Source organism: Rhodococcus sp. SG20037, from assembly GCF_031763325.1.
Classification (GTDB): Bacteria; Actinomycetota; Actinomycetes; order Mycobacteriales; family Mycobacteriaceae; genus Rhodococcus_F; species Rhodococcus_F qingshengii.
The window spans coordinates 5,795,011-5,819,578 of the sequence record NZ_CP134497.1; the positions used below are offsets into that span (position 1 = coordinate 5,795,011).

The following is a 24,568-nucleotide window of genomic DNA, read 5'->3' on the forward strand; positions in this document are numbered from 1 at the left end:
TGACAACGCGGCGTTACCGGGCGATCGTAATTACCGACCGAACGTACGGTGAGATGGAGTTGTCGTGAGCAGACTGTTGGAAAGCTATGTGGCCGGTCAGTGGTACGCCGCACCGGACGCAGGTACCCCGTTGCCGAGCGCAGTGGACGGATCGGAGGTGGCCCGGATCTCCGCAACCGGCATCGACCTCGCCGAGATGGTTACGTACGCCCGCGAGGTCGGCGGGCCTGCACTGTCCGCGATGACCTTCCACGAACGTGCCGGCGCGCTCAAGGCTCTCGCCCTCACGTTGATGGCAGGAAAAGCCGAGTTCTACACACTCGCCACTGCCACCGGTGCGACGACGCGAGATTCCGGGGTGGACATCGACGGCGGATTCGGGACCCTACTGAGCTACGCGAGCAAGGCTCGGCGCGAATTGCCCGACAGCACAGTCTTTCTGGACGGAAACGTCGAGCCTCTCGGCAAGGGCGGAACCTTCCTCGGGCAACACATCTATACATCACGTCGCGGCGTCGCCGTGCAGATCAACGCCTTCAATTTCCCGGTGTGGGGGTTCCTGGAGAAGCTGGCACCGGCATTCATCGCGGGGGTGCCGTCCATCGTCAAACCTGCCAGTTCCACGGCATATCTCACCGAACTCGTCTTCCGGCGCATCATCGAGTCAGGCTTGCTCCCAGAGGGTTCCGTCCAACTGCTCTCCGGTAGTGCACGCGGCCTCCTCGATCACCTCGGCGGGCAGGACTCAGTGGCATTCACCGGATCCGCCGACACCGCGGCAACGCTGCGTGCTCACCCGAACGTCGTCGGCAAGGGCGTCCATTTCAATGCCGAAGCCGATTCACTCAACGCGTCGATCCTCGGCGAGGACGCCGTACCAGGAACGCCCGAATTCGATTTGTACGTCAAACAACTCGTCACCGAGATGACGGTCAAGGCGGGCCAGAAGTGCACGGCGATCCGGCGCGCCCTGGTCCCGCTCTCGCTGGTCGACGCCGTTGTCGATGCCGCATCCGAGCGACTGAACAAAGTGGTCGTGGGACACCCCGATGCTGATGGCGTCACTATGGGAGCTCTCGCCAGCATCGAACAGCGTGACGAGGTCTTGAAATCCATTCGCGGTCTGACGAAGTCGGCAACTATCGTATTCGGAGACCCGGACAACGTCGACGTGGTCGGTGCCGACGGCCAGTCAGGAGCCTTCCTTTCCCCAGTCCTTCTCCGGGCGGAAGAGAATGCGCACGAGGTACACGAACTGGAGGCCTTCGGACCCGTCAGCACCGTCATCGGATACGACGGCATCGATCATGCGATCGAACTCGCGGCCCGTGGCGAGGGAAGCCTCGTCGCCTCGGTGGTCACTGCCGACACCGACATCGCACGTCGACTGGTGCTGGGTCTCGCAGCTTTTCACGGCAGAGTGCTCGTGCTGAACCGCGACGACGCCAAGGAATCCACCGGCCACGGCTCTCCCCTTCCAGTCCTCGTACACGGCGGTCCCGGCCGTGCCGGCGGCGGTGAGGAGCTGGGTGGCATCCGCGGAGTTCTGCACCACATGCAGCGGACCGCCGTACAGGGCACACCCGACGTCCTCACCGCAGTCGGCGAGCGCTGGTTCACCGGATCGCAGCGCACGACCGGATCCGAACATCCATTCCGAAAGAGTCTCGCCGAGTTGAAGATCGGTGACACTGTTGTCGGCGGTCCGCGCCAGGTCACACTCGCAGACATCGATCATTTTGCAGAGTTCACCGGTGACACCTTCTACGCTCACACCGATCCGGTGGCCGCTGCGGCGAATCCACTCTTCGGCGGCATCGTCGCGCACGGCTATCTTGTTGTCTCACTCGCTGCGGGCCTGTTCGTCGACCCGGCTCCCGGCCCGGTTCTCGCGAACTTCGGCGTGGACAGCCTCAGGTTCCTGACTCCGGTCAAAGCCGAAGACAGCCTGACGGTCACCCTCACAGCCAAGACCATCACACCTCGCAGCAGCGCCGACTACGGTGAGGTTCGTTGGGACGCCGTGGTGACGAACCAGGACAACGATCCGGTCGCGACATACGACGTCCTGACTCTGGTAGCCAAGACTCGCCCCGAAGGGAATTGAAAGCACATGACCTATCGAGTAGCAGTGTGTTACGGACGCCCCACCGATCCGGAGGCTTTCGACAAGTACTACAACGAGATCCACGTCCCGCTCGCCAGCGCAGTGCCAGGGCTCTCGGACTTCACGTTCAGCAAGTGCTCGACGCTGGACGGCTCCGATCCAGTCTTCTATGCCGTCGCCAACCTCGAGTTTCCCGATCTCGAGACTATGCAGAGCGGCCTGAAGTCCCCGGAGATGGGCGCCGCTGGAAAAGATGTCGCAAACTTTGCCACCGGCACGGTCGACATGTATGTCCAGGAAGTTGTCTCGGTCCTCTAGACCCCTGCAATTTCCCGATCACACAGGAGTTGTCTCGTGAGTACAGGAAGCATCACCGCCAGAGAGATGTTCGACGCGGACCAGGCATCGCAGGCACTCGGTATCGAGATTTCCGAACTGGCGCCCGGTAGCGCAACCGTGACCGTCACCGTGGGCGAAACCATGGTGAACGGTCACGGAATCACACACGGCGGTTATGTTTTCCTGCTCGCGGACACCGCGTTTGCGCTCGCCTGCAACGGCTACGAGGATTCAGCCGTTGCAGCGCGCGCGGACATCAGATTTCTGCGTCCGACCCGTCTGGGCGACACCTTGACCGCGGTCGCCACCGAGAAGGCTCGAGGCGGCCGAAGTGGGATCTACGACGTGACCGTTCGCAATGGCGACGCCGTCGTGGCCGAGTTCCGCGGCGACAGTCGAACCATCACCCGCTGAAATTCAGCCCACGGTGTATCAGCCCACGGTGTATCAGCCCACGACGGGAAGTTCGAGGGGGCCGGACCCGTCGGCGAAGATCGTCACCGGCATGCCCTGCAATCCCCCACGGAAACTGATGTCGCCACCGGTGATCGCGAGACGCACGGAATGCCCTGGCTCGAATCGATGCACTATCGCCGGCATCGTCACCGGCACCGGCTGCGACGGATCACTGATGCGTATGGGTGCGATGAGTCCGTTGATCAGCGAGGAAGTTCCGTCCGGAGCCACGTCGTAGAGTTTCGCGAACACCACCGGCTGTCCGGGCGCCGCAACACGCAGCGTCACAGTGGGGGCTCCCACCACGTCCATCGCCTCGGTCATCGGCGCAGTGGTCCAGAGCGCCTCGGTTCCCGGAATCTGTGCATTCGGAATGTTTCCGGCCGGATTGATATTGAGTGGCTCTACGCCCGTCGGCAGCCCAGCCGGTGCGGTGACGATCGTCTTCGAACCCGGTATCACCGGCGTGCCGTCCGGTAGCAGTCCCCCGTCAGCGGACAGATGGAAGGCGCGAGCGGTCCCGACATCGACGGTGTCGGACGTCGCGTAGGCCGGTGCCGCGTTTCCCTCGTAGTCGATCCAGTTGCGGAAATACGCGAATTCCGGGCCGGTCTCCGTGTTCTCGTCCTTGAGGTAGTGATCGAACCAGTCCATGAAGCGACCGGTCTCGTACTGGGTATCCTCGTCGGGTGCGGAGAAGCTGAACTCGCCCGGCGCAGCGGCCAAGTGGCTGTGCCCCCACGAGTGCCAGATCATCTTGGCTTCGACGCCACGATCCTTCAGCGCGTCGTAAGTCGCGGTTGCCTCGTTCAGATCGAACAGGGTGTCCTGTTGCCCCTGAGCAAGCAGTACCGGAATGTTGATCCGGTCGACGAACGACGAGACCGACGACGCTCGGAGCTCACTCACTACTTGCGGTCCGATGTCGCCGGTCACCACCGCCTCGGCGATCGCGTTGCACATGTAAGGGACGTAGTTCGGGCAGCCGGGTAGCCGTGCGGGATCTGCGATGTAACCGTCCACACCGGGATTCGCGATGCCCGCGCCGAAGAGCAGCGATGCAAAGAGCACCTTCGCGGCTCCCGGCTCCGCAGTCGACACTCCGGAGATGATCCCGGTGCTGTTGGGCGCCAGAGAATACGAGAGATCGTTCCAGGTGATCATGGGGATGATCGTGTCGATACGGGGATCGACACTCGCGGCGGCGAATTGAATCCCGCCGCCGTAAGAGCCACCCGTCATTCCGACCCGCGGGTCGTTCGTCGACGGTGCACCGGTGTGATCGACGGAGTCCTGAACCACCGCGGTGAGCGCCGGATAGGGCTGCGTCAGAGCCTGATCCGTGAAGGCAATCCCTTCTTGGCCGCCGAGGAAGCTGACCAACTGGGAAGCGGCGACACCGTCGTATGCGGGAGAGTCGAGGGTGATCTTGCAACTCGTGCCGCCGAAACCCAATCCCGAATACGTCAGTCCGACATACCCGTTCTCGGCGAAGTTCTGCAGGGCAGGAATCTGGTCCTTGTACGAACCGCCGAACCCGTTGGTGGTCAGGATCGCGGGAGCTGGGTTGTCAGCGTCGACACCATCGGGAACAAAGAGTTCACCGACGACGGTGCACGGCGTCGAGAGTTCAGGCCCGACATCGACCGAGAAGTACAGCAGCTGTGACGAATACGAGCCGTTCGGTGAATCCGCGAGCGCCGGCGGCGAAAAGCCGAGGGCGCAAACCACGAGCGTGACGACACTGATCGCAATTCTCCGGCGCACCTGAAAACCGTACACCCGGATCTGTTCTCCACCAGCTCAATCCGGCGCGTGCCGCCAACGTTTTCTCGCGAAAGTCACGCCAGACCGAGCCGACCTCTACTTGACCGTCAAGGTGCCGCGCATGCTCGGATGATAGGTGCAGTGGAACGTGTACGTTCCCGGCTCGTTCGGCACCGTGATGGTTTCCGTCTCGCCGGCCTCGATGTCCTCACTGAACAGTCCTGCCGTATCGGACGTGACCGAGTGCTCGACGGTGTCGTTGTTCTGAATGGTCAGTACCTGTCCGGGCATCACCGACTCCGGCGTCGAGTATTCGAAACCGCTGATCACGATTCCCATCGACGACGCTCCCGGCGTCGACATACCCAGAGGCATGCTCGGCATCGACATACTGGTCGGCATGCTGGTCATCGGCATACTGATCATCGCCATGCCGTCGTGATCGGCCGAATCGTTGTCCGACGAATCGTTGTTGTCACTGCACGCGGTCAGTGCGAACACCGCCAGGATCAGCGCTGCGAGCACTGCGAGAATCCGCTTCATTGCTTCGCCTCCTGCTCGTTCCCCCGCAGTCTGCTGATTACCCGCCGCCTAGGGGGCCAAACAGCTCCGATGTGGTGCCTGCGGCGCTGATAGTGCACGATTTCTGCACCAGCTCCACTCGCGGACCGACACTGAAGGAAACAGCACAGATGGCCAAGAGCAAAACGTCGAAGGCAGCCAAGACGAAGGCGCCGGTAGCGTCAAAAGCACCCGCGGCGAAGGCGCCCGCAGTCCTCTGGAAGGACCTGCCGGACGAGCACGACTACCCGGCAGCCCGCGATTACCTCCAGTTGGGCGCGACGCCGGTTCAGGTCCAAGCTCTCGTGTACGCCCTCGAGACGGCGACGCTGGTCTCGAAGAAGGCCAAGGACATCCTGCGGGCTGCTGGGCTCCCTCTGCTTCCGGTCGACAACCCACACGTGGCTGCCGACCTGTTGAAGATCCGTAAGGGGATCGCGCTGTCGCCGATCCTGCTGGTGCAGGGAGACTTCCGCGCCGGAGTACCGGCGCAGATCGCCGACGGCTACCACCGTGTGTGTGCGAGCTACCACGTGGACGAGAACACCGGCATCCCTGCAAAGATCGCTCCCTCGACAGTGACGTCGTAGGTCGTCGATGACCTTCGGCATCCTTGCCCTCGTCGCGCTGGCCGGCATTCTCGGCCCGCTGCTCGGCGCTCGCGTCAGTTGGCATGTCCCCGTGGTGGTCGGCGAACTTGCCGCGGGCGTCGTCTTCGGTGTCACAGGTTTCGGGCTGCTGGACTCTTCCGACCGGACTTTCACCTTCCTGGCCGATATCGGATTCGCGCTCACGATGATGGTGGCCGGCTCACACGTCCCGGTTCGCGATCCGGCAGTCCGTGCGGCCATCGGCAAGGGTGCCGTTCGCTCGGTTGTCGTCGGACTTCTGTCGGTTGTTGCCGGCTACGGTGCGGCGACGGCATTCGGCACCGGTCACGCCGCGCTGTACGCGGTCCTGATCGCGTCGTCGTCCGCGGCGTTGATTCTCCCCATCGTCGATTCGCTGGGGCTCGGTGGAACCTCGGTTCTGCAGATGACTGCCCAGGTCGCGATCGCGGACACCGTCTGCATTGTTGCGCTGCCTTTGGTGATCGATCCGGACAATGCCCCTCGTGCCGGTGTCGGCGCACTGGCTGTGGCGGCGTGTGCGGTTGCCTTGTTCTTCGTACTGCGAGCCTTCCACCGGTCCGGCCATTGGCGAAGGCTCCACAAATTCTCGGAGAAACGAAAGTTTGCACTCGAACTCCGGATCAATCTGGTGATCCTCTTTTCTCTGGCAGCGCTGGCGTCGAGCACTCACGTGTCGATCATGCTCGCGGGCTTCGCCTTCGGGCTCGTTCTTGCCGCGATCGGTGAACCCCGCCGCCTCGCCAAACAGCTCTTCGCCATCACCGACGGCTTCTTCGCTCCCCTCTTCTTCGTCTGGTTGGGAGCGGCGATCAATCTGCGCGACCTCGTCACCCATCCGTCCGCCATCTGGCTCGGATTGGTCTTGGGCGGAGCAACTCTCGTGGTTCACGCCGCGATACGCGCCCTCGGTCTCCCGCTCCCTCTCGGCGTGCTGTCCGCCGCACAACTGGGAGTACCGGTTGCCGCAGTTACGGTGGGCACTCAATTGGGGGTGATGGGCGACGGTGAACCCGCAGCCATCCTCCTCGCCGCCATGATCACGATCGGTGCAGCAACGCTGGCGGGTGCTGCCGCGTCGAAAGCTGGTCTCACGAAGCCTGCTTGACCGCGGCCCTCTCCACCGTCAGCAAGCTCTCCTCCGAATGTTCGGCGTGATACGCCGCGCCGCCGCCGCGGACACCGAAGAGTCGCTTGCTCCAGATCAGCCATACGACGGCAGCGATGTTCACCAGCAGCAACCCGGCCCTCAACCACGTGATCTTCTCGGTCAATTCGTAGATTTCGAGGGGCAGGAACAAGCTGGTCGCCACCACCGCGAAGTACTCGCCCCAGCGTTCGACCATCCACAGGCCGACTGCCTCGATCACTTGAAGGCCGGCGTAGACCAACAGCCCGACTGCGATCCAGGTGAGCGTCGTAGCGGACAACGAAAACGCCTGCTCGATGTGATGGACCAGTTTGGAATCGTCGATGTTCCAGCCCAATTGACGGGCAAGTGGCCTGATCAACGGCAATTCGTTCTCGAAGGCGTCCTCGGCGCGACCCTTCGACGATCTCAGTTCGAACACACCGATCGCCAGAAGAACCAAACCCAGAGCGCGGAACATTCTCTCGGTGGCAAGAAGTCGCATGATCAACCGGTCGCGAAGCAGCCTCCCCCGCGGAACCTCGGGGGCGGCGTCCGCCGGTCCCGATGCTCGGGGCGCTCCCGGGACGAAGTTGCCGCAACGTAGGCATCGCCACGCCTGACCCACCGCAGTATCCACATGTAGTCGATCCCGCAGTTCCGGTTCGTCCGGAGCGTAGGTCTCGTGACCGTGCCAACTGCACGAGCGCAATGCGAAGTCCACGGGTGAACTCTATGCCGCATATGCCCGGTAGCGTGGATACCCGCTGACCGTGCACTTCGAACGATGAGGATTCCGATGACAACCACCAAGATCGAAACCCGGCATGGCGTCATGGCAGTCGACGACAGTGCCACCGACGGTTTTCCGGTTGTCTTCATCCACGGGAACTCGGCCAGCCGCTCCATCTTCCGTCATCAGGTCGACGCCGACTGGGCCGGCGACTACCGCATGATCACTCTGGACCTACTCGGCCACGGCGACTCCGAGGACGCGAGCGATCCCGAAGCCGCATACACGCAGAACGGTTACGCCGACGCCATCGTCGATGTTCTGACCGAACTCGGCGTCGAAAGAGCCGTTGTCGTCGGCTGGTCGCTCGGCGGACACATCGCTCTCGAGTTGATCGCGAAATTCCCCGGGCTCACCGGAATCGTCATCACCGGTACGCCGCCGACAAATCCCGAGACGCTCGGCGACGCCTTCAATGCCGGCGACGGATTGTCCATCGGCGGCACCGAGGTCATCACCGCGCAAGAAGCCGAACTCTACGCACGAATGACCGCCGTTCCCTTCGAGCAGGCTGCCCTCGACGCCGCGATACGCACGGACGGACGCGCTCGCAAGATCATGTTCGACGCATTCGGCGCCGGCCGCGAATCGGATCAGAAGGCTCTGGTTGCAACGGCGTCTGTGCCTCTCGCGGTGATCGACGGCGCCGAGGACCCGTTCGTGAACACGTCGTATGTCGCGTCGTTGACCTTCGCGAATCTCTGGGAGGGCACGTATCACGTGATTCCCGGTGTGGGGCATGCAGCGTTCTGGGAAGCCCCTGAGGTGTACAACCCACTGTTGCAACGATTCCTCGGCAGTTTCGCACAGTAACCTGCTGGACAACCTGCTGGACGCGGCGTCCTATGAGATAGAAGCCACTCGACAATCCGGCCATGTCCGGATCATTCATCGCCGTCCTACAGTTCGGAAAACGACTGGAGGCACTGCGATGACCATTCTCGAGCACGGCACGGAAACGTGCATCGGTGGACCGACCCTTCCCCAGATACGACGCCTCGTCACCGAAGTGCCCGGCCCCAACTCGCGCGCTTTGGCAAAGCGCCGGAGCGCCGCACTGCCGGCCGGGCTGACCAGCGGATCCAGCATTTACGTTGCCGCAGCGGGCGGAGGAGTTGTCGTCGACGTCGACGACAACTCGTTCATCGACTTCGGCAGCGGCATCGCCGTGACCACCGTCGGAAACAGTGCGCCGCGCGTGGTCGAACGCACCACGCGCCAGCTCGGTCAGTTCACCCATACGTGTTTCCTCGCAAACCCCTACGAGGGGTACCTCGAGGTCTGCGAAGCGCTCAACCGCCTGACCCCGGGAGATCACGAGAAGCGAACAGCGCTGTTCAACACCGGCAGCGAAGCGCTCGAGAACGCCGTGAAATACGCACGTGCCGCCACCGGTCGCCCGGCAGTTGTCGTCTTCGACCACGCATTCCACGGTCGCACGTTGATGACCATGACGATGACAGCCAAGAACCAGCCGTACAAGGCCACATTCGGCCCGTTCGCACCAGAGGTCTACCGGGTTCCGATGGCATACCCCTACCGTTGGCCGAGCGGCCCCGAAAACGCGGCCGACGAAGCATTCGCCCAGTTCCGTCTTGCGATCGACACTCAGATCGGCGCCGGATCGGTAGCCGCTGTGGTCGTGGAACCGATTCAGGGTGAGGGCGGTTTCATCGTTCCCGCTCCGGGATTCCTGAAGCGAATCTCGGAATTCTGCCGTGAGCGCGGCATTCTCGTCGTCGCGGACGAGGTCCAGACCGGTATCGCACGAACCGGAGCCTGGTTCGCCAGCGAGAGTGAGGACTTCGTCCCCGACATCATCACAACCGCAAAAGGTCTCGCCGGCGGAATGCCACTCGCCGCCGTGACCGGCCGTGCCGACGTCATGGACGCCGCGCATCCCGGTGGTATCGGCGGTACGTACAGCGGCAATCCCGTTGCCTGCGAGGCCGCCCTGGCAGTTTTCGAGACGATCGAGATGGAAGGGCTCCTCGACCGCGCCAAGGACATCGGCGACATTCTGACCACAGGTTTGTCCGAAATCGCTTCGGACACAGACATAATCGGCGACATTCGTGGACGCGGCGCCATGATTGCAATCGAACTCGTCCACGACGAGGACAAGGCTCCGAATCGCGAGGCCGTCGCCCAGATCGTCAGCTACGCCCACGCGCACGGTCTCCTTCTGCTCACCGCCGGCACCTATGGAAACGTCGTCCGTTTCCTCCCGCCGCTGAGCATCTCCGACGAGTTGCTGACCGAAGGACTCGGCATTCTTCGCGACGCTGTGGCCGCAGTCCGATGAGCGTCGCAGTGCGCAGCTTGATCGGCGGAGCTTGGGTCACGGGCAGCGACGGCACACTGACGGACACCAACCCGGCCCGTCCCGACGAGGTTGTCGCCACCGGAGGCCGCGCCGGTGCCTCCGAAATGGCGACCGGTGTTCGCGTCGCCCGCATCGCCGCGAACGACTGGGCCCGCCTGCCGATGTCCGCACGCGGCGCATACCTCACTCGCGCAGCGGAAATCATAGACTCCAACGCTGAGGCCTGGGGCGAAGAACTCACCCGCGAAGAAGGGAAAACGCTGGCCGAGGGTATCGGAGAGGTGCGCCGCGCAGCGCAGATTCTGCGTTACTACGGCAACGCCGCCGACCGCGAGACCGGAACGGTGTATTCCTCCCCACGTAGCAGCGAGCAGATTCTCATCACTCGCAAACCTCTCGGCGTGGTAGGCGTCGTCACGCCGTTCAACTTCCCGATCGCGATCCCGGCATGGAAGATTGCGCCTGCCTTGGTGTACGGAAACACCGTCGTCTGGAAACCGGCTGCCGCGGTGCCCCTTCTGGCCTTCCGTCTCGCGCAGGCACTGACCGAAGCGGGCCTACCCGACGGAGTCCTGAACATGATCCTCGCCGACAGCGCGGCCGGTGAAGCGCTGGTCGATCACCCGGACCTCGACGCCGTCACCTTCACCGGTTCCACCGGCGTCGGCCGAAAGATCGCGGGATCTGCTGCGGCGCGCGGAGTTCCGGTACAGGCGGAAATGGGTGGAAAGAACGCAGCCGTCGTACTTGCCGACGCAGATCTCGAGCTTGCGGTCGAGCAGGTCATGCTGGGCGCATTTCGGTCAACCGGCCAGAAATGCACGGCCACTTCACGTCTGGTGCTCCATGAATCCATCGCCGAGGAATTCCTGGCCAGGCTGACCGTTGAAGTCAAGCAACTGAGAGTCGGAGATCCACTCGATCCCGACGTCACGACAGGTCCCGTGGTCAGCGCATACGCGCAGCAGTCGATCATCGAGGGGATCAATCGAGCCGTCGACGGCGGCGCCAGGGTTGTGGCCACCGCCGAAGCGCCGCAGTCGGGCTACTACGTCCAACCGACAGTGCTGGAACTACCGTCGAGCACCGAACTGTGGTTCGAGGAACTCTTCGGCCCGGTACTGGCGGTGCAGCGGGCAGCAACAACCGCAGACGCATTCCGCTTGGCGAACGAGGGCGAATTCGGTTTGTCCGCAGCATTGTTCACGCAAGACCTGACCAGTGCACTGGCCGGTATCGACGATCTGGACGTGGGGATCCTGCACGTGAATTCGGAATCGGCGGGCGCTGATCCCCACGTACCTTTCGGTGGCGCGAAGAGGAGTGGATACGGACCCAAGGAACAAGGCGACGCGGCGCGAGAGTTCTTCACTCACACCACCACCGTCTATCTCAGGGGCGGCCGAGCGTGATCTGAATTCGATTCCGCCTGCAGCAGTTCACGAGCTTTGAGTGCGATCCACAACTCGGACCGGGTGTGGGCGGAATCGAGATCTCTCCCGATCAACTCGGCAGCCTTGTCCATGCGGTTACGCAGCGTGTGCCGGTGAACACCCAATTGCGCTGCAGCGGATTCCCATTGACCATTGTGGTGCAGGAACGCTTCGATCGAGTCCACCAGACGGGAACCGTTCTCGGCGTCGTAGCCTTCCAGCACACCGAGACCGCTGGCCGCGATCGACTGCAGAACATCGCTCGACTGCACACTCAACAAGAGACTGAAAGTCCCGAGTTCCGAGAACGGAACGAGTGTGTGTCCTTCGACCTGCCCCACTTTGGCAGCAGAGACGGCCTCGCGCAGACTGGCCGCAACACCGCTAATCGGCCGGACGCCACCGATTCCACCGTTGATACTCCGGCGTGAATTCTCCCGTACTCTCGCATACACACTGCGCGTGACCTTCTCCGCAACTTCACTTTTCACGACGAACCACACACCGGTTCCGTCAGTCAGCGGGGCCAACAGGTACGGCACCGACTCTTCTTCCAGGGCCGCTGAAGTGATGTCGGTGGCCGCAAGCAAAGGTCCGACATCGGTCAAGGCGGTTGCCACCACCGTGGTTTCGGATTCGAATCCGAAGTACCGCAACAGACTTTCGTCGACGTCACCGCCGGCCTGGCGCACCATCGTCGTAACGGCCAACCTCAGCCGCTGTTCGGCATCGACAACCCGCAACGGCTTGGCAAGCTCGATGGTCAACAGCGACACCGTGTGGCCCACCAACAATCGCTCGGACTGATCCAAGGCGGCCTCGGACGCCACGGCCAGCGTGCCGCTCACAGCAAGGCGGTGAATGGCCAGGTGGCCGTCGTCGTCCACCACGATCCGGCTGCGCTCCTTACCTGATCGCTCCCTGATGCGTTCGGGCAGAGACGAACTCGCACCTTCCGTCAGAGCCAGCACCGCGCCGTCCCGATCGAGAACACAGACTGCTGCGTGAACGGCTCGACCCAGGGCAGTGATCAGAGCCGGCACCCCGTCGAGCAGGGCACGCGCCAACTTCTCCTGCGCGTCGACCACCGCCTGCACCGTTCGTATCTGGTCGGCAGTCAGTTCGTCGATCACGGCCCGCGAAATGGCGATGAACGGCGTCTCCTTGGCGACGGAAAGCACGGCAAAACCCAGTTCGTCGCCGGCCTTGATGATCGCGTCCGGCACCCTCTCGTGGACGGTGCCGGTGTCGAACGCCAGTGCCACCGCACCAGTCTGCGCGATTCGCTCGACGTACTCGTATTGCTTTGTCGCCGAACGCGGTAGATGCAGCCCCGTCGTCATGACAAGCTCTCCACCGGCGAGCCAACGGGTCGGATCCTGCAATTCGATTGCGTGCGCCCAGCTGATCGACAGATCCACGTCGTCGTGACCGGCAACGATCGTGAGACCGAGCGAGGTGGTGGCAGCCAGCCGTCGGACAGTCATCGGCATTACCGGAACCTCCGAAGGCAGTGAATAGAAAGGCAGTGGATAAATGGGCAGTGGACAGAACTGACAGTTTCAAGTTCAGATTTGTACATCAAGTCCATGTTCTGGATCACACGATGAGCTTAGCGTCTCTCCGAAAGAACTGATCGCGTCATGCAATAGGAGCTGAGCCCAGATGCCCGACAGCAGCACCGAAACAGCCGAAGCCGCCAGCGTTCATTCGACACTCAAAACAGGCTTGAAGAAGCGCCACCTGACCATGCTTTCCATGGGCGGCGTCATCGGCGCCGGTTTCTTCGTCGGGCTGAGCGGAATCATCAACCAGGCCGGCCCCGGCGCAGTCATCACGTGCGCGATCTGCGGCATCATCGTGTTCCTGGTGATGCGCATGCTCGGCGAAATGGCCGTGGCCAAGCCGTGTACGGGATCGTTCACCGAATACGCCCGCATGGCGTTGGGCGACTGGGCGGGTTTCACCACTGGCTGGCTCTACTGGTATTTCTGGGTGATCGTCGTCGGCATCGAATCCGTCGTCGGAGCAACCTTGCTCTCCCGGTGGATCCATGGTGTCCCGCTCTGGCTCATGTCAGCGGTACTCCTGTTGGTGATGACCGGGGTCAATCTTCTCTCCGTCAGCAACTTCGGCGAGGCCGAGTACTGGTTTGCGGGTATCAAGGTCGCCGTCATCATCGGCTTCATCGTGCTCGGCAGTCTGTTCGTCTTCGGCATCTGGCCCGGCAGTGAAGTCGATTTCAGCAATCTGACCGGCCACGGAGGATTTCTGCCGAACGGCTTCACCCCCGTACTGGTGGGCGTTGTCGCCGTGATCTTCTCCATGACCGGAGCCGAGCTTGTCACGATCGCCGCAGCGGAATCCGCCGAACCCGCCGGAGCGATCAGGCGGGCCACGAACACGGTCGTCTTCCGCATTCTCGCCTTCTTCGTTGTCGCCACCTTCCTCCTCGTGACGATGCTGCCGTGGGATTCGTTCGTCGTCGGCGATTCTCCGTTCATCTCCGCACTCGACCTGCTCGGAATTCCCGGCGCCGCCGACATTCTCAATCTCGTGGTTCTGGTCGCGGTGCTGTCCTGCCTCAATTCCGGCCTGTACACGGCGTCACGGATGCTCTTCGCACTCTCCGTCTACAACGACGCGCCGGCCTGGATGACACGGACCAACAGCCGCGGCGTGCCGGTGAAGGGCGTACTCGCCTGCACCGTGGCCGGGTACTTCTGTATCGCGGCCGGCTACATCTGGCCGGATACGATTTTCTTGTTCCTCGTGAATTCGTCGGGCGCAATCTGCTTGTTCGTTTACATCCTGATCTGTGTATCCGAACTACGCCTCCGACGCCGATGGGAACGCGAAAGCCCCGAGATTCTGAAATTCCGTGTCTGGTTGTATCCCGGCCTGCCGATAGTGGTCACTGGTCTGATTCTCGTGATCCTGGTGGGAATGGGTCTCAACGAACCCACGCGCGCGGAATTCGTCCAAAGCCTGGTCGCGCTGGGGGTCATCCTCGCCGCTTACGGCGTGAGAAAGTCTCGTACGCGAAAAGTCGGATCGTTCGCGACCGCCTCGAACAACGCACACAGCAATTCGAAGAAGGCTTGAAACAAGCATCGAGTAAGCGCTCGACTCGATAATTGAACCTCTTCCCCGAAAAGAGCCGATCCAATGGAAGCGGTCGAACATAGATTTTCTCTTTACCTAAATTCAAGGCAAAATGGACAGCATGCCGAGCCCTGTCATCGCCTCCGAGGGGCACAGTTCTTGGCGAACACTTCACGAATGGTTCAACGAACCACACGACTACGAGTGGATAAAGCACCAGAGATCCGGCCGGGCAATCATTCCGATCTTCCGAACCTTGCTCGGAATGATGACGATCATCTTCGGACTGTCCGCTTTCTACAAATTGATCGGTCCGGATACGCCGCCGACCACCCCCGGCAAAGCTCTTTCGATTTTCATGATCTGTACGTGTGTGGGAATCGCCGCATGCTGGTTCACACAACCGTTTCCCGGACGCCGGGGGTTGCTTGCATTCGGAATATTCGCAGATCTCGGGATCGCGGCTGCCGTCCTCCTGGTGCCGGATCGCTCGTCCGGGACGTTCGGTTGCATCGTCTTCGCGGTCACCGGAACCTTTGCGACGCTTTTTGTCAGCGCAAAGTGGCTTGTCGCTCATGTCGTTTGGTCGACGACCGTCACGACTACCGTTTTCGTTCTTGCATATATGGAAGGCGACGTCGATATCACGACGCTTCTGGCCCGCGGCACCGTTCTTTTCGGGGCTGTCACACTCGTTCCCATTTTTGCGCACCTGACTTGGCGCACTCTCTACCGCGATGCCCAGTATTCGGACCGGGATCCCCTCACTGGACTGTTCAACCGTCGGGGGCTGGAAGGGGCAGTCGGCGATCTCTTCGAGAGCGCCCGAGACGATTCTTCATCTCTCGCCTTCATCGTCGTCGATATCGACAAATTCAAAACGGTGAATGATCTTCACGGTCATGCCGAAGGCGATCATGTCATCAGGAGAACCGCGAACCGATTGAGCACACATCTCGGCGAACGCGGAGTCATCGCTCGAACCGGCGGGGAAGAATACCTGGCCGTCATCGCCGGCAATCCCGAATCGACAACCCTGTTGATCGAAGGGATAAACGCGGCGCTGTCGGATTGTTCCGACGCGATCCCCACAACGGTGAGCGTCGGAGCGGTGATGATGACCGCCGAATCGAAGGCGTGGAGCGGCGGTGCTTCCGCAATCCTGGCGGCGACAAATGTCGCGGATTCGATGATGTATCAAGCGAAAGCGGCAGGCGGTAATACGATCCGCTCGGCTCAGATCTGATTCACAGCCACGTAAGTGGGTGGACGCTGCGCCCAGTTTCCGTGTCCGTCGCGGCAAGATACACATCGACGCGCTCAGCGGTCAGAGCCTTGCTGATGTGGTAACCCTGGACCAGGTCACACCCGACCCACTGGACGCGGCGGAACTGCTCGATGGTCTCCACGCCCTCGGCCAACGATTTCATACCGAGGGCCGCGGCCAATTCGACAATGGACTTCACCACGGACATCTTCGGATCGTCCGAGTCGGTGACCAGCATGCGATCGATCTTGAGAACGTCGATTGGAAGTCTCTGGAGCGTGGCAAAGGACGAATAGCCGGTGCCGAAATCGTCGAGTGCGACGGTGACCCCGAGCTCACGCAGCTTGTAGAGATCCCGGATCGCGCGATCGTCCACAACACCTGTCTCGGTGATTTCGAGCTGCAGCAGTTGCGGAGGCAAGCCCGAATCCGTCAGCGCTTTCTTCACCATCGCACCGAACTCTCGCGACACCAACTGCACTGGTGAAACGTTGACCGAGACGCCAATTCCGGTCGGCCACCCCGCAGCAGCGGCGGTCGCCATCGCCATTGCCTGCGCGCCGAGGGGAATGATCATTCCGGTTTCCTCCGCCACCGAGATGAACTGGCTGGGCCCGATGAGGCCGCGGCTGGGATGGTTCCACCGAAGAAGAGCCTCGAAGGCCACCACTTCACCGGTCTGAGTGTCGACCTGAGGCTGGTAATGGAGATCGAACTGCCCTTCCTCGATCCCTCTGTCCAGCTCGTGCAACGCCGTCGCCCGCGCCGATGCCCTCGCCCGCAGCAGCGGTGAGAACTTACCCACTCGATTGCGTCCCGTCGACTTCGCCTCGTACAGAGCCAGATCCGCCAGCATCACCAATCCGTCGGCGTCCGTCGAATCCTCGGGCGCGCTCGAGTAACCGATCGTGGCCCGCACTTCGATCCGATTGCCTTCGACGAAGAATGGTTCGTGCAGCACTTCCAGGTACCGATCGAAGATCACACCGGGATCGTCGCGCGAAGAGGTGCAGACGATCAGCCCGAATTCGTCACCGCCCATCCGCGAGCACATGTCCGAACCGATCACGTCGCGAAGGCGTTTCGTGACTTCGAGAAGTAATTGGTCCCCGATCGGATGGCCAAGGGTGTCGTTCACCGATTTGAAGTTGTCGAGGTCGAGAATCCCGACGAGAACCTGCTTCTCCGGCACGCGGGAATCGATCGCTTCCTCGAGCGCCACTCCGAACGCACGACGGTTCGGTAACCCGGTCAACGAGTCGGTGGCCGCAAGGCGAAGGATCTCCTGCTCGTGGACATACCTCTCCGTGATGTCGGAACCGACACCGCGCCAACCCAGAATCACGCCGGATTCGAGGACCCGTGGATTGCCGGAAAGAGACCACCAGCGTCGCCTACCGTCGACATGCACCGGCACGACAGTGTCCCGGAAGGGAGCACTCGATTCGAGTTTGTCGATCATCTGGGCCGCGGCCGCACGCCCCTCCGGACTCGATGCGATCTGGAGTCTGGTGAGGAGTTGTCCGAAGGTGAGTTGCTGCAACTCGTCCACCGTCATACCTGCGACCTCGGCGAGACGTGCCGAGGTGTGGGAGAACCGGCCGTTGGTGTCGCACTCCCACAGCCAGTCGCGGGAACCGCCCTCGAAACCGTCGAGCAACAACGCCACAGTCTGACGCTCGGATTCCGCCTGAAACTCTGCGAGACAACGTCTCTGGAAAGAGGCCGACAGATAGACCGCCCCTACGGTGAGCGCAAACATGTAGATGCACAACTGAATCGCAAGTATGCGAAAGTGGGGTTCGGCGTGGACGACGAGAACAGTGAAGACGCCGAGGCCGTGAATGTAGATCCAGGTCAGGCTCACCGATCTCAGACTCGAGAACGTCACGGTCCCGGCGCCCATGATCCCGGCCATCGTCGCGATCAGAACCAAGTCGCGGAAGACGTCCATGTCGTGAAAGAGCAGAGCGAAAAGTGTGACGTCGAGGGTCGCGACCACGATCACTTCGACGAGCAGACCCACGTAGTCGTAGCGCGGGGTGTGCTTCGACGGCCGCCAGCGAAGGGGAATCCATACTCGGATCGAATTCGCGAGGACGAGAAAGATGAGGGCGCCACCCAACCACCTGAGCGTCTGACGTCCGGGCGGGACGGTGTAGGTCAGAATCACGACCAAACTCGCCATGTACGCAAGATTGGCGAACGGCGCGACGGCTGCAGCTTCGTCTATCTGACGGCGAAACAGGCTGTTGCAGTCGGCCTCCGAAGCAGGATCTTGCCTGCCCAATCGACTCGGACGGCTCATCAGCGAGGCATCCCGACATCTGCGCAGGCGCCATCAGCGGGCGTCGAATCCGCTCGCCTGGCCATCCGAACCTCCCCTGGCTCCCCACCGAACCCTTATCCGGTGAAACGTCAGTGTTTCAGACCCGCTGCTTGTTTCCTTCACAACGGTAGCCATCTGACGAATCGATTGTGCGCAGATCACTATATCCAGAGGTCGTTCCGTCGATCGTCCAGGTCGATCCGCGATTGCTGATTCTTAGCTCGAACCACGTTTGTCGCCGACCGCGACGCGGGGGATTCGAGCGGTCGGGAACAACGCGGCGATCGCGAGCAGCGCTGCCACGGCAAAAGCGACACGCAACGCGTCCAGCCTGGCTTCTTCGTTCACGTCCACGATCGCATCCGCCGTGGACTCGGCGACGCCGGCGTCATCGAGAGCGGATCGGAGTTGGGTCGTCGACAGGAACGGCACGCCCGAGGCCATGTCGGTGCTCGCTTGCTGCTGCACCGATGTCGGAACCGCCGGATTGTCTTCGATTCCGGCGATCGCCGACGTCGTGAGAGTGGCAATGAGAACCGATCCGATCAGGGCAGTTCCCAAGGAAGCGCCGAGGTTGGTGGCGGTGTTCTGCAACCCGCCGACCTCGGTGCTGCGCTCGTCCGGGACCGAGGACACCGTGACGGCTCCGAGCTGCGAAGACAGGCACCCCAAGCCGAAACCCATGAACAGCATGGGAATCATCACGATCGCCGCATTGGCGCCGGGGTCCATGCCTGCAACGAGCATCAGAATGCCGACGACCATGACCAACAATCCGACTCGGACCACGCGTCGCGGGTTCGCGGTAGGCCGTAGCTTCGGAATACCGATCGCCGCCACGACGAGCGCCGCCGACAACGGCAGGATGCGAACTCCCGTCTCCAGGGCACTGAGCTCCAGAACTACGGACAAGAACAACGGGACCGCGAAGAACACGCCCGCCTGGACCAGAAACTGCGCGAAGAACATGGAAAGTCCGCCACTGAGCTCGCGGTTTCGCAGCATCGCCGGATCAAGCAACGGCTCCTTCCCCGCAGCGGCCAGGCGTCCCTCCCAGCGCAGGAATCCGTACACGACCAGGAGCCCGGCGATCAGCAGCCACACCACCGGGGAAAGCCCGACCAACTGCGGTCCGTCGGGTTTGGCCTGCACCCAACCCCACTCGCTCGAGCGCAGTACACCGAAGACGATCATGCCCAGTCCCACCACGGACAAGATCGATCCGACGTAGTCGAGGCGCGACTTCGACGGTGGGACGTCGACCACCTTGCTGAGCACCAGCAAGATCAGGACAACGATCACGACTTCGCCGACGAACACGTAACGCCATGACGCAAATGTCGTCGCGGCGCCGCCGATCAGCGGCCCGACCGCCACGGCCATCGCGCCGGCGGCAGCGACCAGACCGTAGGCAGCCGGGCGCTTCTGAGCCGGAAAGTTGGTGGCGACGAGCGCGACGATCGCGGGCATGATGAGTGCCGCACCGACGCCTTCGAGGAACGACCATCCGATCAGCAGGACCGCAAGATTGGGAGCGAGCGCCGTTGTCAGAGAACCTGCGCCGTAGATGATCAAGCCGAGCGCGAAGGCCCGGCGACGACCCATCATCGACCCCAGCTTGCTGCCCGTGATCATCAGCGTCGCCATGACCAGGGTGTACAGCGTGATCGCGGTTTGAATGCCGGTGATGCTCGTGCCGACGTCCTCGGCGACGGTTGCCATCGAAACGTTCATGACCGAACTGTCCAACGTCATCAGGAATTGGCTGGATGCCAACACCGTGAGAACCAGTCCTGAACCCGCCTGCGTCGTCGAACCAGCAACCTGTCCGTCACCCATCGTGCGGGTGTACCCGGTGTTCAGGTTCTCGAAGCAGACCGGTCAGTGCTGTTCGAGGCTGAGCTGATCCGCCCAAGCCGACACGTCCCCGCGTTCCAGAGCCACCGCCAGCAGTTCCGGAAACTTGTCCGGCGTGCACGCAAACGCGGGAATCCCGAGGGCACTCAGCGACGCTGCATTGTCGTGATCGAACGACGGTGCCCCGTCGTCCGAGAGTGCCAGTAGAACCACGACTTGAACGCCGGAGTTCTTGATGGCGGCCATCCGGCGCAACATCTCGTTGCGAATACCGCCCTCGTAGAGGTCCGAGATCAGAACGAACATCGACTCGGCAGGACGCGAGATCAGTGACTGGCTGTACGCGATTGCGCGGTTGATGTCCGTGCCCCCACCAAGTTGGGTCCCGAAAAGGACGTCGACTGGGTCGGACAGTTTGTCCGTCAGGTCGACGACGGCAGTGTCGAAAACCACGAGCGAAGTCTTCAGCGCCTGCATCGACGCCAACACCGCGCCGAACACGGATGCGTAGACGACGCTGGACGCCATCGAACCCGATTGGTCGATCGCCAGGACTACGTCGCGCTGCACGGATTTCGACTTACGGCCGTATCCGACGAGCCGCTCGGGGACGACGGTTCGATACTCCGGAAGGTAGTGCGACAGATTTGCTCGGATGGTTCGGTCCCAGTCGATGTCACGCAACTTCGGATTCGACGTTCTGGCCGAACGATTGAGTGCCCCGGTCACTGCGGCCTTCGTTTTCTGCGCGATTCGCTCTTCGACTTCCCGAACCACCTTGCCGACGACCATTCGAGCAGTGGCCTTGCTGGCCTCCGGCATGACCTGGTTGAGGCTCAGCAGCGTCCCGACCAGATGCACATCGGGCTCGACGGCATCGAGCAGTTCCGGTTCGAGCAGCAACTGCGCCAAACCCAGTCGGTCGATCGCGTCCTTCTGCATCACCTGCACCACCGTGCTGGGAAAGTACGTCCGGATATCGCCGAGCCATCTGGCGACGGACGGAGCCGACGCCCCCAATCCGGCTGAGCGGCGTCGCCCCTTGGTCGGGCCGGACGAATCGTAGAGTGCGGCAAGAGCTGCATCCATTCGACGCTCGCCCGGTTGGCCCAGCCCACCCGTCGATTCTTCGGCGGATTCCCCGAGCATCAGTCTCCAGCGTCGAAGGCGCTGATCGTCGTCGCTCATGCGCCCACCCCCAAGATGTCCGCAACGACCGCCATTGCCGCTCTGCCGCGTCGAGCATCGGTCTCCACTGTCGTTTCGACGCGTCGTCCACCTCTGACCGCCTGACCGATCGCTCGACGCTCCCCCGCCTCGAACGCTCCGAACGTACGTCGAAGCAGTGGAAGCGTGTCGATGAAGTCCTGCTCACGAAGTTGGCGAACCCACGTGTCGATCAGCGTGAGCAACGCTCGATCGTGAACGAGCACAAGCCCTCCTCCACCGAGAAACCCGTCGACCCACCCGGCTTTGGCTGTCGGCGTGCTTCCCACGGACAGGGCCCGAGACAAGCGCTGGGCTGCAGCGGTTTCCGTGATCGAACCGCTGTCGCGCAGTAGCCGCACCATCCGGCCGACGAGTAATCCGTTGACGTCGTCACGGTCGATCACGCCGGCCATGGCCTGCAGCCACCGCGCGCTCGCATCGCGATCGTCACGAACCATGACTGCCGAGTGAACCTTGTCGAGGTGTTCGCGAAACTCCTCGGCACTGGGATCGTCCAGGCCCGTGACGGCGACTGCGAGGCCGGTGCAAATGCGGATCAACAGGCTGTCGGCGACGTCGACCAATGCCGACACGTCGGTTCCGCGCACATCGCCGTACCGCAGCGTTCGCGTCAGCGTGGGCAGCGCCGCCATCAGGTGCGTCACGTCATGATCCAGTGCCGCAACCGTTTTCACACTTTCCAGCACAGCGGACAACGCTGCCGGCAGGTTCGCCAGGAGCGAGTTCTCCAGTAGTCCGATCAGTGACGCGAGAGAGATGTCCGGCTCGTTGATCTTCGAGACGACACGTGATGTTGCCGCTGCAGCCACCGTCGTGCCCCACAGCGACGCCTCGATCACCGAGACCGAGAATTCGGGCTTCCATTGCAGCGCCCAAGTTTCCCGGAACGTTCCGGTGGAACGGACCTCACTGTCGGCCGGGGTCCCCCAATCGATCTCGAGGATCCCCAGTCGGTGCAGGAACTGGGAACGCTCGACGTCGATATCGCGTCGCAGGTCCAGATCGAGAGTCTTTGCTCCCGCTTGTTGTCTGAGCCGCAAGGTCTTCGAGCGTGCGCGCAGGTCTGCTTCGAGTGGGACTGTCGGCGTTTCCTCGGGCACCGCGCCCAGCGCTTCGCCCACAACCAATCTTCGCGTGATCAGATCCAGAAGAACGTCGTTCCCGTCGCACATCACCGACCTCGTTGCCTCGGTGACCTCCGACAATCCCGCCAAGGGTCGAGAACGCAGTGCCGCCAACGTATCTGCCAAACGGACAGCTTCGATGACGTGAGCACTCGAGATCGGAAGGTCCTCGTCCCTGAGCACCCGCGCAACTTTGGTGAGCCACCGCGTGATCGTCTTGTCGTTCGCGGTGAACAGGTGGTGATACCAACCCGGCGAGGTGATTCCGGCGCCGTAACCCGATGCCGACGCCAGGCGTGAGTGAGTCCAGGGAACCCACGTCAGCGAGGTCTTGACCTTGGACATTCCTTTGAGGATGCGAGCATCGGGTGCCGCCGGCCCCAAGGCTCCGACCAACGCCGGCGCGTGCCAGGCTCCGCAGACGACCGCTACCCGCTCAGCGCCATCTTTCAACGTCTTTCGCAGCACCTGACGCATATACGCTTCGCGATGCGCTGTCTCCTCGTCGATCGGCACTGTCTCACGCAGCGCCTCCATCGCCTCGGTGATCGCATCGAAAGAATCTGCGCCCGAGCTAGATTCGATCACCGAATCCCACCAGCGTTCGGTATCGTCGAAACCCGCGGCCGCGGCCAGTTCCGACAGAGGATCGCCCTCGCGGACAGTACGAATCCCCTGATCCGCCAACACGTTGAAGGCGGGCAGATCGCAGAACCGTGCCTGCACACCGTTCTTCGCAGCCCACTGCAGCGCTTGCCATTCGGGTGAGAACACCGCAAACGGCCAGAATGCCGCCTTCGACGGTTCGCCAGTGGCGTACGCGAGCAACGCAATCGGTGGTTCCATCGATTCCGACGCCGCCAGCATCACCAACGGGTCTGCGTCCGAAGGCCCTTCTATCAGGACGACGTCAGGCGAGAACTCTTCCAGGCCCTGCCGAACCGAACGAGCAGATCCCGGGCCGTGGTGACGGATACCGAAGACCCGGACACGCAGGTCCGGAATCACGATGGTCACCCGGTGACCTCGCGGCACGCCCGGTAGAAGTCGGACCACTCGCCGCGTTCACGCACTACTGCCTCGAGGTACTCGTTCCACACCACCTTGTCTGCGACCGGATCCTTGATCACCGAGCCCAGGATTCCGGCAGCGACGTCGGATGCCCGCAGTACGCCGTCCCCGAAATGCGCAGACAACGCCAAACCGTTGGTGACCACCGAGATCGCCTCCGCCGTCGACAGAGTTCCGGACGGGGACTTCAACTTGGTGCGGCCGTCGGTGGTCGTGCCTGATCGCAGTTCCCGGAACACGGTGACGACCCGGCGAATTTCCTCGGCTGCTGCGGGGGTTGTCGGCAATTCCAGTGCTGCGCCCAGCTGTTCGACTCGACGTGCCACGATGGCCACCTCGTCTTCCTCGCTGGCCGGCAAAGGGAGGACTACGGTATTGAACCGTCGACGCAGTGCGGACGACAGGTCGTTGACACCGCGATCGCGATCGTTGGCGGTAGCGATCAGGTTGAAGCCCTTGGCTGCCTGCACCTCGATGCCCAGCTCCGGCACCGGCAACGTCTTCTCGGAGAGAATGGTGATGAGGGCGTCCTGCACGTCGGCCGGAATACGCGTCAACTCTTCGACGCGGGCGATCTTCCCGGTTTCCATCGCCGTCATCACGGGAGAAGGCACCAGCGCACCGGCGGTCGGCCCCTCGGAGAGAAGACGTGCGTAGTTCCAGCCGTAGCGGATAGCTTCCTCGGGCGTACCCGACGTGCCTTGAACCAGGAGCGTCGACGCACCCGAGATTGCGGCCGAAAGGTGTTCGGAGACCCAGGTCTTGGCCGTACCGGGAACCCCCAACAGCAGTAGCGCCCGGTCGGTGGCAAGAGTTGCGACGGCCACTTCCATCAACCGCCGTGGACCGACGTACTTCGGTGAAATGACTGTTCCGTCGTCGAGAGTGCCACCCAACAGATACGTCACCACGGCCCAGGGCGACAAGTTCCACGACGGTGGACGCGGACGGGTGTCCTGCGCGGCCAGTGCTTCGAGTTCGAGCGCGTACTCCTGCTCTGCGTGGGGCCGCATCAGCTTTGCCGGTTGCGCGAGCTTTTCCGGTT

General features: G+C 62.4%; 19 protein-coding genes. 10 read left to right on the top strand and 9 right to left on the bottom strand.

The window, feature by feature from the left end; translation table 11 throughout:
* Positions 1–64: 64 nt before the first annotated feature.
* The 3 genes from paaZ (at position 65) to paaI (ending at position 2,860) form a co-directional block, all read left to right on the top strand.
* On the top strand, positions 65–2,107 hold the full coding sequence (gene paaZ, locus RHP72_RS26825) for a phenylacetic acid degradation bifunctional protein PaaZ (protein ID WP_311094030.1): 2,043 nt from the start codon (positions 65–67) through the stop codon (positions 2,105–2,107).
* Positions 2,108–2,113: 6 nt separating this feature from the next.
* The gene (locus tag RHP72_RS26830) at positions 2,114–2,425 is read left to right on the top strand and encodes an EthD family reductase (protein ID WP_007730606.1); all 312 of its coding nucleotides are present in this window, start codon (positions 2,114–2,116) and stop codon (positions 2,423–2,425) included.
* A gap of 66 nt (positions 2,426–2,491) precedes the next feature.
* Positions 2,492–2,860 carry a hydroxyphenylacetyl-CoA thioesterase PaaI gene (gene paaI, locus RHP72_RS26835; RefSeq protein ID WP_047269444.1) on the top strand — a complete coding sequence of 123 codons (369 nt, stop codon included), beginning with the start codon at positions 2,492–2,494 and terminating at the stop codon, positions 2,858–2,860.
* A 33-nt stretch (positions 2,861–2,893) separates the two neighbouring features.
* Here the strand turns inward: paaI and RHP72_RS26840 are convergent, their stop codons facing one another.
* Together RHP72_RS26840 and RHP72_RS26845 are read right to left on the bottom strand one after the other, a co-directional pair.
* Complete coding sequence (locus tag RHP72_RS26840; protein WP_397517600.1) at positions 2,894–4,684, bottom strand: CocE/NonD family hydrolase; 1,791 nt, start codon at positions 4,682–4,684, stop codon at positions 2,894–2,896.
* 81 nt (positions 4,685–4,765) lie between these two features.
* On the bottom strand, positions 4,766–5,212 hold the full coding sequence (locus RHP72_RS26845; RefSeq protein WP_311094032.1) for a cupredoxin domain-containing protein: 447 nt from the start codon (positions 5,210–5,212) through the stop codon (positions 4,766–4,768).
* A 149-nt stretch (positions 5,213–5,361) separates the two neighbouring features.
* On the opposite strand from RHP72_RS26845, the gene RHP72_RS26850 reads away from it, so the two are divergent.
* Both RHP72_RS26850 and RHP72_RS26855 read left to right on the top strand, forming a co-directional pair.
* Complete coding sequence (locus RHP72_RS26850; protein WP_311094033.1) at positions 5,362–5,820, top strand: hypothetical protein; 459 nt, start codon at positions 5,362–5,364, stop codon at positions 5,818–5,820.
* A 7-nt stretch (positions 5,821–5,827) separates the two neighbouring features.
* On the top strand, positions 5,828–6,967 hold the full coding sequence (locus tag RHP72_RS26855; protein ID WP_054187526.1) for a cation:proton antiporter: 1,140 nt from the start codon (positions 5,828–5,830) through the stop codon (positions 6,965–6,967).
* Here the strand turns inward: RHP72_RS26855 and RHP72_RS26860 are convergent.
* Positions 6,951–7,712 carry a DUF2127 domain-containing protein gene (locus RHP72_RS26860; protein WP_003943067.1) on the bottom strand — a complete coding sequence of 254 codons (762 nt, stop codon included), beginning with the start codon at positions 7,710–7,712 and terminating at the stop codon, positions 6,951–6,953. The two genes, RHP72_RS26855 and RHP72_RS26860, sit on opposite strands and share 17 nt — an antisense overlap.
* A gap of 75 nt (positions 7,713–7,787) precedes the next feature.
* On the opposite strand from RHP72_RS26860, the gene RHP72_RS26865 reads away from it, so the two are divergent.
* The 3 genes from RHP72_RS26865 (at position 7,788) to RHP72_RS26875 (ending at position 11,519) form a co-directional block, all read left to right on the top strand.
* Positions 7,788–8,594 (top strand): alpha/beta fold hydrolase, encoded by an 807-nt coding sequence (locus RHP72_RS26865; protein ID WP_064113657.1) that lies wholly within the window; start codon positions 7,788–7,790, stop codon positions 8,592–8,594.
* Positions 8,595–8,712: 118 nt separating this feature from the next.
* A complete protein-coding gene (gabT, locus tag RHP72_RS26870) occupies positions 8,713–10,086 on the top strand; it encodes a 4-aminobutyrate--2-oxoglutarate transaminase (protein WP_311094034.1) in 1,374 nt (457 codons plus the stop codon).
* Positions 10,083–11,519, top strand: coding sequence for an aldehyde dehydrogenase family protein (locus RHP72_RS26875; protein WP_311094035.1), 1,437 nt, complete (start codon positions 10,083–10,085; stop codon positions 11,517–11,519). Before gabT ends, RHP72_RS26875 begins: the two co-directional genes overlap by 4 nt.
* On the opposite strand, the gene RHP72_RS26880 is transcribed toward RHP72_RS26875, so the two are convergent.
* Positions 11,495–13,027: a PucR family transcriptional regulator gene (locus RHP72_RS26880; protein WP_378396864.1), complete on the bottom strand. Its 1,533-nt coding sequence runs from the start codon at positions 13,025–13,027 to the stop codon at positions 11,495–11,497. The two genes, RHP72_RS26875 and RHP72_RS26880, sit on opposite strands and share 25 nt — an antisense overlap.
* Positions 13,028–13,205: 178 nt before the next feature.
* Between RHP72_RS26880 and RHP72_RS26885 the strand changes: the two genes are divergently transcribed.
* Together RHP72_RS26885 and RHP72_RS26890 are read left to right on the top strand one after the other, a co-directional pair.
* Positions 13,206–14,645 (top strand): amino acid permease, encoded by a 1,440-nt coding sequence (locus tag RHP72_RS26885; protein ID WP_054826907.1) that lies wholly within the window; start codon positions 13,206–13,208, stop codon positions 14,643–14,645.
* A gap of 121 nt (positions 14,646–14,766) precedes the next feature.
* Positions 14,767–15,891 (top strand): GGDEF domain-containing protein, encoded by a 1,125-nt coding sequence (locus RHP72_RS26890; RefSeq protein ID WP_232329937.1) that lies wholly within the window; start codon positions 14,767–14,769, stop codon positions 15,889–15,891.
* A 1-nt stretch (position 15,892) separates the two neighbouring features.
* Here the strand turns inward: RHP72_RS26890 and RHP72_RS26895 are convergent, their stop codons facing one another.
* The 5 genes from RHP72_RS26895 to RHP72_RS26915 form a co-directional block, all read right to left on the bottom strand.
* Complete coding sequence (locus RHP72_RS26895) at positions 15,893–18,220, bottom strand: bifunctional diguanylate cyclase/phosphodiesterase (RefSeq protein ID WP_007730571.1); 2,328 nt, start codon at positions 18,218–18,220, stop codon at positions 15,893–15,895.
* 237 nt (positions 18,221–18,457) lie between these two features.
* Positions 18,458–20,080, bottom strand: coding sequence for an MFS transporter (locus RHP72_RS26900; RefSeq protein ID WP_042446444.1), 1,623 nt, complete (start codon positions 20,078–20,080; stop codon positions 18,458–18,460).
* Between the two features lie 42 nt (positions 20,081–20,122).
* Complete coding sequence (locus RHP72_RS26905) at positions 20,123–21,286, bottom strand: VWA domain-containing protein (RefSeq protein WP_165638418.1); 1,164 nt, start codon at positions 21,284–21,286, stop codon at positions 20,123–20,125.
* Positions 21,283–23,469 (bottom strand): DUF5682 family protein, encoded by a 2,187-nt coding sequence (locus tag RHP72_RS26910; protein ID WP_311094037.1) that lies wholly within the window; start codon positions 23,467–23,469, stop codon positions 21,283–21,285. The genes RHP72_RS26905 and RHP72_RS26910 overlap by 4 nt, the downstream gene beginning before the upstream one ends.
* Positions 23,466–24,536: an AAA family ATPase gene (locus tag RHP72_RS26915; protein ID WP_031330719.1), complete on the bottom strand. Its 1,071-nt coding sequence runs from the start codon at positions 24,534–24,536 to the stop codon at positions 23,466–23,468. Before RHP72_RS26915 ends, RHP72_RS26910 begins: the two co-directional genes overlap by 4 nt.
* Between the last annotated feature and the right edge of the window lie 32 nt (positions 24,537–24,568).